The sequence below is a fragment of the Achromobacter spanius genome (assembly GCF_002812705.1).
Taxonomy (GTDB): domain Bacteria; phylum Pseudomonadota; class Gammaproteobacteria; order Burkholderiales; family Burkholderiaceae_B; genus Achromobacter; species Achromobacter spanius.
The window spans coordinates 6,197,141-6,211,474 of record NZ_CP025030.1; the positions used below are offsets into that span (position 1 = coordinate 6,197,141).

General features: G+C 63.6%; 12 protein-coding genes. 3 read left to right on the plus strand and 9 right to left on the minus strand.

The window, feature by feature from the left end; genetic code table 11:
- Positions 1 to 8: 8 nt before the first annotated feature.
- Complete coding sequence (locus CVS48_RS28125) at positions 9 to 1,109, minus strand: C45 family autoproteolytic acyltransferase/hydrolase (protein ID WP_100857294.1); 1,101 nt, start codon at positions 1,107 to 1,109, stop codon at positions 9 to 11.
- 192 nt (positions 1,110 to 1,301) lie between these two features.
- Between CVS48_RS28125 and CVS48_RS28130 the strand changes: the two genes are divergently transcribed.
- Positions 1,302 to 2,186, plus strand: a complete 885-nt coding sequence (locus CVS48_RS28130) for a GntR family transcriptional regulator (protein ID WP_100857295.1) — start codon at positions 1,302 to 1,304, stop codon at positions 2,184 to 2,186.
- Positions 2,187 to 2,333: 147 nt separating this feature from the next.
- Positions 2,334 to 3,659, plus strand: a complete 1,326-nt coding sequence (gene aptA / locus CVS48_RS28135) for an omega-aminotransferase AptA (protein ID WP_100857296.1) — start codon at positions 2,334 to 2,336, stop codon at positions 3,657 to 3,659.
- Positions 3,660 to 3,687: 28 nt separating this feature from the next.
- Here the strand turns inward: aptA and ltaE are convergent, their stop codons facing one another.
- From ltaE to CVS48_RS28165, 6 genes are all read right to left on the minus strand, one after another.
- On the minus strand, positions 3,688 to 4,698 hold the full coding sequence (gene ltaE, locus CVS48_RS28140; RefSeq protein WP_100857297.1) for a low-specificity L-threonine aldolase: 1,011 nt from the start codon (positions 4,696 to 4,698) through the stop codon (positions 3,688 to 3,690).
- Between the two features lie 51 nt (positions 4,699 to 4,749).
- Positions 4,750 to 5,646 carry a DMT family transporter gene (locus CVS48_RS28145; RefSeq protein WP_100857298.1) on the minus strand — a complete coding sequence of 299 codons (897 nt, stop codon included), beginning with the start codon at positions 5,644 to 5,646 and terminating at the stop codon, positions 4,750 to 4,752.
- 141 nt (positions 5,647 to 5,787) lie between these two features.
- The gene (gene acs, locus CVS48_RS28150; protein WP_100857299.1) at positions 5,788 to 7,767 is read right to left on the minus strand and encodes an acetate--CoA ligase; all 1,980 of its coding nucleotides are present in this window, start codon (positions 7,765 to 7,767) and stop codon (positions 5,788 to 5,790) included.
- A gap of 269 nt (positions 7,768 to 8,036) precedes the next feature.
- Complete coding sequence (locus CVS48_RS28155) at positions 8,037 to 9,380, minus strand: MFS transporter (protein ID WP_100857300.1); 1,344 nt, start codon at positions 9,378 to 9,380, stop codon at positions 8,037 to 8,039.
- Positions 9,377 to 9,784 (minus strand): heme-binding protein, encoded by a 408-nt coding sequence (locus CVS48_RS28160; RefSeq protein WP_006218075.1) that lies wholly within the window; start codon positions 9,782 to 9,784, stop codon positions 9,377 to 9,379. The genes CVS48_RS28155 and CVS48_RS28160 overlap by 4 nt, the downstream gene beginning before the upstream one ends.
- Complete coding sequence (locus CVS48_RS28165; protein WP_279629476.1) at positions 9,781 to 11,709, minus strand: propionate--CoA ligase; 1,929 nt, start codon at positions 11,707 to 11,709, stop codon at positions 9,781 to 9,783. The genes CVS48_RS28160 and CVS48_RS28165 overlap by 4 nt, the downstream gene beginning before the upstream one ends.
- A gap of 247 nt (positions 11,710 to 11,956) precedes the next feature.
- Between CVS48_RS28165 and CVS48_RS28170 the strand changes: the two genes are divergently transcribed.
- Positions 11,957 to 12,628 (plus strand): C40 family peptidase, encoded by a 672-nt coding sequence (locus CVS48_RS28170; RefSeq protein WP_172616215.1) that lies wholly within the window; start codon positions 11,957 to 11,959, stop codon positions 12,626 to 12,628.
- Between the two features lie 182 nt (positions 12,629 to 12,810).
- On the opposite strand, the gene CVS48_RS28175 is transcribed toward CVS48_RS28170, so the two are convergent.
- Positions 12,811 to 13,134: a DUF2325 domain-containing protein gene (locus CVS48_RS28175; protein WP_035212827.1), complete on the minus strand. Its 324-nt coding sequence runs from the start codon at positions 13,132 to 13,134 to the stop codon at positions 12,811 to 12,813.
- A 249-nt stretch (positions 13,135 to 13,383) separates the two neighbouring features.
- Positions 13,384 to 14,328 (minus strand): CysB family HTH-type transcriptional regulator, encoded by a 945-nt coding sequence (locus tag CVS48_RS28180; RefSeq protein WP_100857303.1) that lies wholly within the window; start codon positions 14,326 to 14,328, stop codon positions 13,384 to 13,386.
- Positions 14,329 to 14,334 lie beyond the last annotated feature (6 nt).

Sequence of the window (14,334 nt, forward strand, 5' to 3'; positions counted from 1 at the left end):
GGCGCGGCTTAGAACAGCCGGTATTCAACAAAATTGCGGCCTTCATAGGGCTTGCGCGCGATCCACATCACGCCGCTTTCCGGCTCCATCAGCGTGGTGGCCACAGTGGCCGAAATGCTGTCGAAGCTGGCCGGCTTGGGCGAACGCAGTACGCCGTCGGGCGCGGCGAAATCATCGGCCAGGATGCGTTTGACGGCATCCCAGCCCACCTTGCCGCCCTGGCGCGCAAGCATGTCCTCGACGCGTCGTTGGCGATAAATGGAATCGGGGTTGGCGGCCAGGCCCTTGTCGAACAGCTTGGCGCGCGCGGGCGGGCTGATCCAGTGGTTGGCATGTACCAACAGGCCGTCCTGCGGTGTGATCCAGAAGATTTCGTCCGGCGCGCATTCCAGGTCCACGGCTTCGCCCTGGGCCTGGGCCAACATCAGGTTGTTGGAACAGAAGCGGCGCGACGCCCACAGCACTTTCATGGCGTTGCAGATGTTGGCGGCTTCCAGCATCTTGCGGCGCACCAGCACCAGCGGCACCTGCGCGGGCCGTTGATAGTCTTGCTCGCACGACAGGAAATTGCCGGACAGCGATACGCCCGCACTGTTGAAACCATGGCGCGCCAGGCTGCCGGCCTCGGTGAACATCAACAGGTCGGGGCCATCGTCGCGGCGCATGCGCACGACGATGCCGGTGTCCACGCATTCCTCACGCCAGTCCCAGTTGTGGGCGTGCATCAACTTGCCGTCGGCGCTGGCCTCGGGCAGCACGACCAGGCCGGTGCAGCCGTCGTCCAGCCCCTTGCGGGCGCGGCCCAGTTCGGCATGGCCGAACATCATTTCAGTGCGGCAGTTGATTACCACCACGTCTTCCAGCGATTGTCCGGCGCCGTCGGCGATGCCGCGCAGTTCTTCCAGGTAGGCGGCGTCGTAGTCTCCCACCACCGGCACCATGGCAGCGGCCAGTTCCTTCAGGCGGGTGGCGTCCACGCCACGGCGTTCCAGCTGCCCCCGATACAAGGCCACACTGCGCGCCACGTGCTCCGGCACCGCCGAGCCATGCTGGCGGCCGCGTTCATAAGGACTGCCCTGGACGTCGACCAGGGGAAACGGGGTAGGCATCGTCACGCTAGCAAAACTCCGGGTAGGGCCGAACGGCGGCCTGGATGATACGGTCAGAATCGACGATCAAATTTTGTACTAATATAGTAAAAAGTTCAATATTAGGGTTTGCCCGAATCGGATTCAAAAGCGACGTCGCTCCGGTACCATTGCCCTACGATCCCTGCCCGCCCTTTTTCCCTCTGACGCGCCATGCCCCCCGCCGCTACCGCCCGCCCTACTCCGCTGCAAGTCGACCTGGCGCGACACATCGCCGAAGACATCGTGGCGCGGCGGCACGAGCCCGGCGCACACCTGTCGGAAGAAACACTGGCGGCGGCTTACGAGGTGTCGCGCACCCCGGTACGCGGCGCGCTGCGCCTGCTGGCTGCTCAAGGCTTGATCACGCATCGGCCAAACAGCGGCTATACCGTGTCCGACCATGCGGCGGCGGCGCCCCACCCGGCCATTGAAGGGGCCGGCCCCACGCAGGAAGAGCTGACACGCCAGCTGATCGATGACCGCGCGTCCCGCCAACTGCCCGAGACCTTTACCGAACGCGATCTGTTGCAGCGCTATGACGCGCCGCGCAGTGTGCTGGCCAAGACCTTGCTGCAATTGTCGGCCGATGGCCTGATCGAGAAACGCAAGGGGCATGGCTGGCAGTTTGCCCCGTCGCTGGAAAGCGCCGACGCGCTGAACGAAAGCTATCGTTTCCGCATGACGGTGGAATGCGCCGGGCTGCTGGAGCCGACCTTTCGCGTGGACAAGCCGGCGCTGGCGCGCATGCGTGCCGCGCATGAAGCCCTGATCCAACGTAACGACGCCGACATTTCGGCCACTGAATTTTTTGGCCTGAATGCATCATTCCACGAGCTCCTGGCCCGCTTTTCCGGCAACCGCTACATCCTGCAAGCGGTGCAGCAGCAAAACCATCTGCGCCGGCTCGAAGAACACGCCGCTTTCTATCGCGACGCGCGTTTCGTCAATTCCAGCAACGAGCACCTGCAAATCATCGACGCACTGGAATCCGGCGACCAGGAATGGGCGTCGCAATTGATGCGCCGCCACCTGAAAGCGTCGCTCCAAGCCTCCTGACGCGGACACCTCCGCCTGCACCCGCCCCGCCCGGGGCGGGCCGGCGCACGGCTGCCCAAGCAGGCTGATCAATGGTCCATATTGTATTTATAGAAGTATTAATACAAAATAGATGAACCTGAACTCTCCTTGAAGCAGGATCGTCCCATGTCCACGTCTCCCTCCACCCTTTCCCAAACCGACGCCTATTGGATGCCGTTTACCGCCAACCGGCGGGTCAAGCGCAACCCGGTGCTGTTCACCGCCGCCGAAGGCATGCACTACATCCGACCGGATGGCCGCCGCGTCCTGGACGGCATCGCCGGCCTGTGGTGCGTGAACGCGGGCCATCGCCGCCCGGAAATCGTGGAGGCCATCGCGCGCACCGCCCATGAACTGGACTACGCGCCGTCGTTCCAGATGAGCCATCCCCTGGCCTTTGAACTGGCGGACGCGTTATGCGCCGAGGCGCCCGACGGCGTTTCCAATGTGTTCTTTTCCAACTCGGGCTCGGAAGCGGTGGACACCGCGCTGAAGATTGCGTTGGGCTATCACCGGGCGCGCGGCCAAGGGCAGCGCGTACGGCTGATCGGGCGCGAACGCTCGTATCACGGCGTTGGGTTCGGCGGGCTGTCCGTGTCGGGCATCGGCGGGCACCGCAAACCCTTTGGCAATCTGCTGCCCTATGTGGACCACCTGCCCCACACCTATGACCGCCAGCAAATGGCGTACACGCGCGGTCAGCCGGATTGGGGCGCGCACCTGGCCGACACGCTGGAGCGCATTGTGGCGCTGCACGACGCCTCAACCATCGCGGCCGTCATCGTCGAACCGGTGGCCGGTTCAACCGGCGTGATCGTGCCGCCGCGCGGCTATCTGCAGCGGCTGCGCAAGATCTGCGATGCGCACGGCATCCTGTTGATTTTCGATGAGGTGATCTGCGCTTTCGGACGCATCGACGGCGCATTCGCGTCGCCCTATTTCGGCGTCAAGCCCGACATCATCACCAGCGCCAAGGGGCTGACCAACGGCGCGATTCCGATGGGCGCAACGCTGGTGCAGCAACACGTGTACGACGCTTTCATGCAAGGCCCGGAAAGCGCCATCGAGCTATCGCACGGCTACACGTATTCGGGCCACCCCGTGGCCTGCGCGGCGGGCTTGGCGACCCTGGACATCTGCCGTCGCGAGGGCTTGTTCCAACGCAGCCAGGAACTGGCGCATTACTGGGAAGACGCCGCGCACAGTCTGAAGGGGCTGCCGCATGTGGTCGATATCCGCAACATCGGTCTGCTGGCCGCCATTGAACTGGCGCCGCTGGAGGGTCAGCCAGGCCAGCGCGCCTATGCGGTGCACAACGCCTGCCTGGAACGCGGATGCCTGATCCGATCGGCGGGTGACACGATGCTGCTGTCGCCCCCGCTTATCATTGAACGCGCCCAGATCGACGAGCTGTTTTCGGTGCTGGCGGACGTGCTGCGCGCGGGCGCCTGAAGCTGCCCGCTGCCCCTCTCGACCGCGATCAGGCCAGGTGGCGCGCCACCGCCTGAACCACCCGCTGGACGTCGTCGGCCGACACGTCCAGGTGCGTGACCAGGCGCGTGGGGCCGCCGTAGACGGCGCGCATCTGGATGCCTTCCTTGCCCAGCGCTTCGGTCAGCGACTCGCATCGCGCCGGCTCGAACTCCACGAACAACATGTTCGTGTCCTGGCTCAGCACCTTCACACCCGGAATACCCCGCAAGCCTTCGGCCAGCGCACGGGCGTTCTCGTGGTCATCGGCCAGGCGCGCAACATGATGCTCCAGCGCATACAGGCAGGCAGCGGCCAGCACGCCCGACTGGCGCAAGCCGCCGCCCAGCACCTTGCGCCAGCGGTACGCGCGGGCGATCAACTCCTTGCTGCCCACCAACACCGATCCCACCGGCGCGCCCAAGCCTTTTGAAAAGCAGATGGATACCGAATCGAAGGGCTGACACATGTCGACCAGCGGCTTGCCACTGGCCGCCGCCGCGTTGAACACGCGCGCGCCGTCCAGGTGGGTCGCCAAGCCTTGCTTGCGCGCCCAATCCGTGGCGGCCTGGATGTAGCCGGCCGGAATCAGCTTGCCGTGAAAGGTGTTTTCCAAGGCCAGCAAACGGGTGCGGGCAAAGTGGGGATCGCCCTGGGGCTTGACCGCCGCCGCCAACTTCTCCAGCGGCAGCGAGCCGTCTTCGGCGTGTTCGATGGGCTGGGGCTGGATGCTGCCCAGCACGGCCGCTCCACCACCTTCGTACTTGTAGGTGTGCGCCAGTTGCCCCACCAGGTATTCATCGCCACGGTCGCAATGGGCCATCAATGCGGCCAGATTGCTTTGCGTGCCGGACGGAAAGAACAGCCCCGCCGCCTTGCCGGCGCGTTCGGCCACGGCCGCCTGAAGCTGAATCACGGTCGGGTCGTCGCCCATCACGTCGTCACCCAGGGGGGCGGAAACCATGGCCTGCAACATGGCGGGCGTGGGCCGTGTGACGGTGTCGCTGCGCAGATCGATCATTGGAAAATCCTTGATGGGGAGTAAGAAGATCGGGAAGGTGAACGCGGAGTGTCAGGTGCTGCGGGCAGCCGGGGCGGCGGGCGCGGCCCGGCTCACGACGAAGATGCCCGCCAGGATCAGGGCCATGCCGCCCAGTTCAACCAGCGAGGGGCGCTCGGACAGAATCGCCCAGGCCAGCAGCATGGCCACCACCGGCACACCCAGGCTGGACAGGCCGGCAATCGATGCGGGCACGCGGCGCACCACCTGCAGCCACAGCAGCCATCCTGCCGCCGTGGCAATCAAGATGATGTAGGTCATGCCCGTCCATAGCGGCCAGTCCCATTGCGCCGTCATCTGCGGCACCAGGTACGCAACCGGCACCATGACGAGGCCACCGAACAGCATCTGCCACGCGGTAAACGTCATGACGTCGGGCGCGTGGCGTTCAAACATGCGCTTGGACAGCACCGTGCCCACGCCCCAGCACAGGCCGCTGCCCAGGCCCAGCAACACGGGGCGCATATCGCCCAGGCCGTTCCAAGGCTCCACGAAACAGACCAGGCCGATTGCCGCCAGGCCGATGCCCACGCCATGCTTGGCCGACGGGCGCTCGCCCAGCAGCCACCACGCAAACAGCACCACCCAGAACGGCATGGTGTAGGCCATCAGCGAGACCTTGCCCACACCGCCCGACACCAGCGCCGTCTGCACGAAGCCCTGGAATCCCGCTGTCTGGGTCAGCCCGATCAGCAGGGTCAGTTTCCACGGGGGCATGCCCAGTGGCCGACGAGTCGCGATAGCCAGCGCGAACAGCACCAGGCTGCCCACCACATAGCGCAGCGCCACGAAATCGAAGGGACCGATGTAAGGCACGATCAGTTTCATCGCGATCCAGCTACCCGCCCAGACCACGATGGTGCTGAACATCAGGGCAAGTCCTGCACGATCGAAACTGCTGCGGCTCACGTGGTTGGCTCCGTCTTGTATGGGTGAGAAATGCAAGGACACAAAATGAAAAGACGCCCGGACCGGCAATTACCGGTGCGGGCGTCTGACATTATGCTCCTGTCGCCAGGAGGTCGATCGGCCGTTTATGGCCGATCGCACTTACAGCGGCTTGGCCAATTGCTCAAGAATGGCGGGATTTTCCAGCGTGGACACGTCCTGCGTCACTTCCTCGCCCTTGGCCACCACACGCAGCAGACGGCGCATGATCTTGCCCGAACGCGTCTTGGGCAGGTTGTCGCCAAAGCGGATGTCCTTGGGCTTGGCGATGGGGCCGATTTCCTTGGCGACCCAGTCGCGCAACTGCTTGGCGATGGCCTGAGCGGCTTCGCCTTCGGGACGCGCCTGCTTGAGCACCACGAAAGCCACCACGGCTTCGCCGGTGGTGTCGTCCGGACGGCCGACCACGGCGGCTTCCGCCACCAGTTCATGCGCTACCAGCGCCGACTCGACTTCCATCGTGCCCAGGCGGTGGCCCGACACGTTCAGCACGTCGTCGATGCGACCCATGATCCAGAAGTAGCCGTCCGCGTCGCGCTGCGCGCCGTCACCAGCCAGGTAATAACCACGCAGCTCCGACGGGAAGTAGCTTTTCTTGAAGCGTTCCGGGTCGCCCCAGATGTTGCGGATCATCGCGGGCCACGGGCGCTTGATGACCAGGAATCCGCCATTGCCTTTTTCGACGTCGCCCCCGGTTTCATCAACAATGGCGGCGGCGATGCCTGGCAGCGGCAGCGTGCACGAACCCGGCTTGGTCGGCGTGGCGCCCGGCAAGGGGGTAATCATGTGGCCGCCGGTTTCGGTCTGCCACCAGGTGTCGACGATGGGGCAGCGTTCGCGGCCGACATGCTTGTGATACCACATCCAGGCTTCGGGGTTGATGGGCTCACCCACCGTGCCGATGATGCGCAGGCTGTCCAGATCGTAATTTTTCGGGTGCGCGTCCGGCGTCGTTTCCGACGCCTTGATCAGCGAACGGATGGCCGTGGGCGCCGTGTAGAACGTGGTGACCTTGTGGCGCGCGATCATGTCCCAGAAGCGGCCGGCGTTGGGGTACGTGGGCACGCCCTCGAACACCACCTGCGTCAACCCGGCGGCCAGCGGGCCGTAGGTGATGTAGGTGTGGCCAGTGACCCAGCCCACATCGGCCGTGCACCAGTAGACGTCGTCCTTGCGGGCGTCGAAGGTCCACTTCACGGTCAGCAGCGCCCACAGCAGGTAGCCCGCCGACGAGTGCTGCACGCCCTTGGGCTTGCCGGTGGAACCGGACGTGTAAAGAATGAAGAGCGGGTGTTCGGCGTTGACCGGCACGGGTTCGCAGGTGTCGGGCTGGCCGGCCTCGACCTCGTGCATCCAGAGATCGCGGCCTTCGTTCCACTGCACCTTGCCGCCGGTGCGGCGGTACACGATCACCTTTCCGACGGCTTCGCAGCCGCCCATGGCGATGGCGTCTTCCACGGCGGGCTTGAGCGGAATGGTCTTGCCGCCGCGCACTTGTTCGTCGGCGGTGATGACCAGCGATGCGCCAACGTCCACGATGCGCTCTTGCAGGCTCTTGGCCGAAAAGCCGCCGAACACCACCGAGTGCGTCACGCCCAGGCGCGCGCAGGCCTGCATGGCCACCACGGCTTCGATCGACATAGGCATGTAGATGATGGCGCGGTCGCCCTTCTTGTAGCCCAGGTCTTTCAGGCCATTGGCGAAGCGGCACACACGCGCCAGCAGTTCGCGGTAGGTCACCTTGTTGACCGTGCCATCGTCGCCTTCGAAGATGATGGCGGTCTTGTCGGCGTTGCCGTTGGTCAGGTGTACGTCCAGGCAGTTGGCCGACACGTTCAGTTCACCATCGCCGAACCAGCGGTAGAACGGCGCGTCGGACTCATCCAGCACTTGCGTGAAGGGCTTGGTCCATTGCAGATTGTCGCGGGCCTGGCCGGCCCAGAAGCCGTCGAAGTCGTTTTCCACTTGGGCACACAGCGCGTTGTAGGCGTCCATGCTGGGAATCGCCGCGCCCTCGGCCGCGCGCTCGGGCGGCGGAAAGACGCGGGTTTCTACCAAGACGGACTCAATTGCATTCGACATGATCTTGTCTCCAAACAGTGATTTTGTTGTTGATGCCGCTGTTTTGCCTTGGCCGCCGAACCGCAAGCTTCGTGAGGGCGTGCGGCGCAGGGACATTTCTTATCCACCCACCACCGTATCGCCACGCTCTTACGGGCACCTTACGCAAAAACCGGGCCGGAGCCCGAGCAATCAACGCAAGGCATCACGCAACACATGTGATGCCTTGAAGGCAGTGCATAAGGATAGCAGCCAGATCAACACCGCGGCGGGCTGCGGCAGGTGTAGATTCAGACGGCGGGACGCCGCGCCAGGCCGCGTTTCATATCCACGCGCGACAACAGGATGAGGCCGCCCACGAAGAACACGCCGGTCACCAGGATGGCCAGGCGATGGTTGCCATCGGTAGCCCAGGTGACGATGCCGTAGGTCAACGGCCCGATCACCGCGGCCAACTGCACGGCAAAGGTCCACAGCGAATAGAACTCGGCCAGGCGGCCGGCAGGCGCCAGCGCGCCGGTCATGGCGCGGCCGGCGCTTTGGGTCGTGCCCATGCATAGCCCCGCCAACGTGGCGGCCACCCAGAACACCGGCGCCGTCACAGCCGAATATGCCACCAGCACCATCACGATCCAGCCGCACAAGGTGATGGCCAGCGCCGGCTTGTGGCCGATGCGGTCTTGCACATAACCGAACGAGAACGCGCCCACGGCGGCGCCGATATTCACCGTGAACACCAGCAGCATGATCTGCGGCGTGGTGAACCCCATGACTTCGGATGCGTAAACGGCGGCCAGCGTGATGACGACCGAGATGCCCGCCTGATAGCAGGCGATGCACATCAGCAGGCGGCGAAACTCGGGAAAGTGTTGGCCGGTTTCGCGCCAGGCATAGGCCAGGCGCTTCAGCATATGCAGCGCTTGCGGTTTGACCGCCTGCGGCCGCGCGCGCTCTTTCAGCAAAAAGAATGACGGCAGCGCCGCCAACGCGAATACCGAGCACGTCACCACGATGACCCAGGGCACGAAATGTTCCGCTGTCATGCCACGGGCTTCGGCCGATGTCACCACCACCAGCGACAAGCCCAGGGTCAGCATGCCGCCGCAATAACCGAAGCTCCAACCCCAGCCCGATACGCGGCCCAGCGCGGCCGGGCGGGCAAGCTCGGGCAGGAACGCCGCCACCACGGACTCCCCCACGCAGTAGCAATAGTTGGACACCACGATGGCGGCCAGCGCCAGCCACACGTCGCCAGGGCCCGCTTGCGTCAGGACCAGCGTGGCGGCCACGCAGCCGATGGTGCTGGAATACAGCAGGCGACGCTTGCTGCCGCTGGCGTCGGCGCGCGCGCCCAGCGTGGGCATCGTCAACATGATGAGCAGATAGGACAGCGACAGCGCCGCCGTCCAGGCCAGCGTGGCCCACGGGGCTCGCCCGCCGACCACGCCAACAAAATAGGTGCTGAACACCGCCGTGAGAATGACGGTGGTGTAGCCGGAATTCGCGAAGTCGTACATGGCCCAGGCCCAGACTTCGCGTTTGGCCACGCCGGGGTTCAGAGGGCTGGCGCCCCCTGCCCCGACTTCAGGCGTGGAACCGCCCGTAGGCGGTTCCGGCAATTGCGTCTGGCTCACAGGCCCAGCGCGGCAATGCCTGCTTGCGCGATCAGCACATCTTCGGTCGACTTCACGCCCGACACGCCGACGGCGCCCACCACATGGCCGTTGACGGTGACCGGCACGCCGCCTTCCAGCATGCCTTCGATCAGCGGAGCCGACAGGAACGACACGCGGCCGTTGTTGATCATCTCTTCGTAGATGCGCGATTCGCGGCGGCCCAGCGCGGCGGTCTTGGCCTTGGCGGGCGCAATGTGCGCCGAGATGGGGGCCGCGTCATCCAGACGCAGCATGCCAAGCAGGTGGCCACCGTCATCGACCACCGAGATGGTCACGGCCCACTTGTTCTGCACGGCGTGTGCTTCGGCCGCGGCGAGGATCTTCTTGACGTCTTCGGCGCTCAGCACGGGTTTGGTATTCATTGCAACGACTCCTTGATCTGTTCCAGGGCGGATGGGTCTTCAATGGTCGTCAGGTCTCCGGGATCGCGGCCTTCGCATACTGCGACGATCGCACGGCGCAGCACCTTGCCGGAACGGGTCTTGGGCAATGCGCCCACGAACCGGATCCTGGCGGGTCTTGCCACCGCTCCCAGCTGATCTTCCACCAGCCGCATGATATCGCCTTCCAGCTGCTTTGCCCCGTCGGGCGTCTCGGCCCCGGCGGGATTCTTCAACACGGCGAACGCCATGGCGACCTGGCCCTTCAACGCATCCGCCACGCCCACCACCGCGCATTCGGCAATTCCGCTATGGCTGTTGACGGATTCCTCGATCTCTCGCGTACCAAGACGGTGACCCGCCACGTTGATCACGTCGTCGGTACGGCCCAGAATGAACCAGTAACCATCGGCATCCACCCGCCCCCAATCAAACGTGGAATACACCTGCCGCCCGGGAATCGACGTGAAATACGTCTGCACGAAACGCGCATCATCGCCCCAGATCGTGGACATGGCGCCGGGAGGCAGCGGCGGCACGATTGCCACCACGCCTTTCTCGTCCGGCCCCAGATCTTCGCCCGTGGCCTCGCTGACGATGCGCGCGTCAAAACCGTAGACAGGAAATGATGGGCTGCCGAATCGGGTCGGCACGTTTTCAACACCAGGCTGCGCGGACAGGATCGGCCAGCCGGACTCGGTCTGCCAGTAGTTGTCGATGATGGGTTTACCCAGCCCTTGCGAAATCCAGGTGGCGGTCGGCTCGTCCAGCGGCTCGCCGGCCAGATACACCGCGCGCAGGCTGGACAGGTCATGGCGCTTGAGCAGCGCGGGGTCCTGCCGTTTGAGCACCCGCACGGCGGTGGGCGCGGAAAACAAGGTGTTCACGCCGAACTGCTCCACCAGCTTCCACAGAATGGCGCCATCGGGGCGCACCGGCGTGCCTTCATACAGCACCGTGGCCTGCCCGCCGATCAAGGGGCCGTAGACGATGTAGGAATGGCCGACCACCCAGCCGATGTCGCTGGTGCAAAAAAACGTATCGCCCGCGCGGCCGTTGAACAGGTACTCCATGGACGATGCCAGCGCTACCGCATAGCCGCCCGTGTCGCGCTGCACGCCCTTGGGCTTGCCGGTGGTGCCAGACGTGTAAAGGATGTAGCTGGGCTCGGACGATTCCAGCCACTGCACCGGCACCCGGGCGCCACGGTGGCGCGCGCGCAAGGTGGCGTAATCCAGGTCGCGTCCGGCCACGGGTTCGAAGGGCGCCAGGCCCCGGTCAAACACCACGACCGATGCGGGCGGCGACTTCGCCAGGCCCAAGGCCTTGTCCAACAAGGGCTTGTACGGCACCACCTTGCCGCCGCGCGATCCGCCATCGGTGCACACCACAACCTTGGGCGCGGCGTCGTCGATGCGCTGGGCCAGGTTGACGGACGCAAACCCGCCGAACACCACCGAATGCACCGCGCCGATCCGGGCGCAGGCCAGCATGGTGAACACGGCTTCGGGCACCATCGGCATGTACAACAACACGCGGTCACCCCGCCCCACGCCCAGCTCCTTGAGCATGGCGGCAGCCGCGTTGACCTCTTCGTAAACGTCCTGCCGGGTGTACGTCCGCTCTTGCTCCACCTCGGTGGACACCCAGATCAGCGCGGGCTGATCGCCCTGGGTCGGCAACCACCGGTCGACCGCGTTGTAGCAAAGATTGGTCGTTCCGCCCACGAACCACTTGGCGAATGGCGGTCGCGAGAAATCCAGCACAGACTGAAATGGCGTATCCCAGTGGATGCGTCCCGCCTCCTCACGCCAGAAGCCATCCCGGTCATGCAATGATCTGTAATGGAAATCCCGAGTTTTTTGCATTTGTGTCTCCTGGTATTGTTCGTACGCCTTAAGGCGGATTGATTTCTTGCGAATCTTTCGGTCATTTTGGTAGGCAAACCTTGCACGAGGCTTGCCACAAGTCAAAAATATTCTTCCAAACGTCCTCGCGGCACGGACCTTGTTACTGATCTGGCACTGATTAGTAATAAAAGTTTGGTAGAATGCCCGCGAAGTTGTAGATAATTGTTGATTCTGCTGACATTTCGGCCCATTCCACGGCTAATTCCGTGGTTTTTGCTGTGAAAAGGCAGGTCATCCCAGGCGAATGCATCGACACTCCATACTCGCGCAATTCAGTTCATCCACTGGCCAGGCAAAGCGCGGTCTGCGTACGCTCGCGCTGATGGCATGTGTTGCGAGTCTGGCAGGTTGTGCAGGCACCGGGCAAAAGTCAACCGCCCATACGTCCGAGATTGATCCGTACGAAATGGAATGGGTCGCCACCGCCGATGACCCTATCGGCATGCTGGTGACGCAAAAATTCAAGCGTGATCGCCAGGGCCGCAATGCCGGTAACGCCGGCGCCAATACCGGTGACAACGCCATGGTCAGCGAAGCCCTGAACTACCTGGGCATCCGCTACCGCTTCGGCGGAAGCACTCCCGAAACCGGCTTTGATTGCAGCGGCCTGGTCTCGTACTCCGCTGAACGCTCCCTTGGTCTGAAACTGCCGCGCAACGCCGCCGAAATGGCCCAGCAAGGTGTCTCGGTCGCCAAAAACGAATTGAAAGCCGGCGACCTGGTCTTCTTCAACACCATGGGACGCCGCTATTCACACGTGGGCATCTACCTGGGCGACGACCGCTTCGTGCATTCGCCCAGCGCCGGTGGCGTCGTGCGCGTGGAAAGCATGACCATGGCTTACTGGACCAAGCGCTACAACGGCGCCCGTCGGCTGGATAACACCCTGATGGCTTCGGCCCGCGCCGCCAACTGATTTCCCTGCTTCCGGCATGCTCGCACAAGCGGTTGCCGAAACGCCATACCCCAAAAGCAAAACGCCGTCAGACTTAGGTCTGACGGCGTTTTGCTTTGCGCTTTTCATTGCTCTTCGCGGCCCGGGGGCCGCAGGCCGTTTCGGCCTCCCCAGTTTTTATGGTCCGGCGACAAGCAGCGAATTCAGTGCACGGTGCCTGCGCGCGGGCACAGGCCGCATTGCTGCAGGGCTTGCTGCATGCTGCATACCGAACGGCGACAAGCCACGACCCGGATGCCGCCACGCTGCGCAGCGTTGCGGAAGGTCTTCATGACGTTGTGGCCCAGGAAGTCGGTCAGCAAAATGACCAGTTGGGTGCCCGAAGGCAGTTGCAGCGTCTTCTTCTGATGTGAGGGATCACGGCCGCTGATGTGATGCGTGATCGAAATGTTGTGTCCTTTGAGCAGATCCGGAATATTACCCAGTCGATCTGCCCCAACCACTACTGCACTGAGTCCTGCCGTCATGATGAACCTCACTGGTCGTTGAGCCTGGATGTAATGATAATGATTCCTATTTTTTAGTCAACTTAAATGAGATCGGTTCTTATTTAATTATTTATATGAGCTAGTGAAAAGGGATAGCGAGATTTGCTATCAGCCAGGGAACTCGCGGCTGTCCGGCCGGTCGCGGCGCTACCGGCACGCCCCGGCAGCCCAAAAAAAACGCGGCGTCCGATGACGCCGCGCTAGTTTGATCGCGAAAAGGTCTTCCGATTATTTCGGCGTGCCCTGCACTGCCGCGGACACCACCGCCCGCGTTAGCGAGGGCGCCAGCATTTCCAGGAACGTGTAGACGTAGTCGCGCAGGAACACGCCCGATTTCACGCCCACGCGCGTGGTGTGCGTGCCAAACAAGTGGCCCACGGGCAGGCCGACCAGGTTCGAGTCGCGGCGCGGGTCATAGGCCACGCCGGCAATGATGCCGATGCCCAGCCCCACGTCCACGTAGGTCTTGATCACGTCGGCATCAATGGCTTCCAGCACGATGTCGGGGTGAATGCCCTGGTTGGCGAATACCTCGTCGATCGTGCTGCGGCCCGTGAACGCGCGGTCGTAGGTCACGATGGGATGTTCCGCCAGTTGCGCCAGCGACAAGCGCTTGGCGGCACTGGACGTCAGTTCCGCCAGCGGATGGTCCGGGCGCACCACCACGGTGTGCTCCCAGGCATAGACGGGCAAGGTGGCAAGGCCCGGCGTCAGCGCCAGGGACTCGGTTGCCAGCGCCAGATCGGCCTGCTCATGCAGGACCATTTCCGCCAATTGCGCCGGACTGCCTTCGGCCAGCGACAAATGCACTTTGGGAAATTGCTTGCGGAACGCGGGGATCACGCGGGGCAAAAGATAGCGTGCTTGAGTGTGGGTGCAGGCGATGACCAGGCCACCCTCGTCACGCCGGGCGAATTCATCGCTGACTTTTTTCAGGTTGTCGACCTCGCGCATGATGCGGTCGATTACTTGAGACACCGCCAAGCCGGGCTTGGTCAGGCCTTTGATGCGCTTGCCATGGCGTTCGAAGATCTTGATGCCCAGCTCGTCTTCGAATTCGATGATGGCCTTGGAGACTCCAGGCTGCGAGGTATAGAGCATCCGGGCGGCTTCGGTCAGGTTGAAGTCGCGCCGGATGGTTTCACGCACAAAACGAAATTGCTGGAGGTTCATTGAATT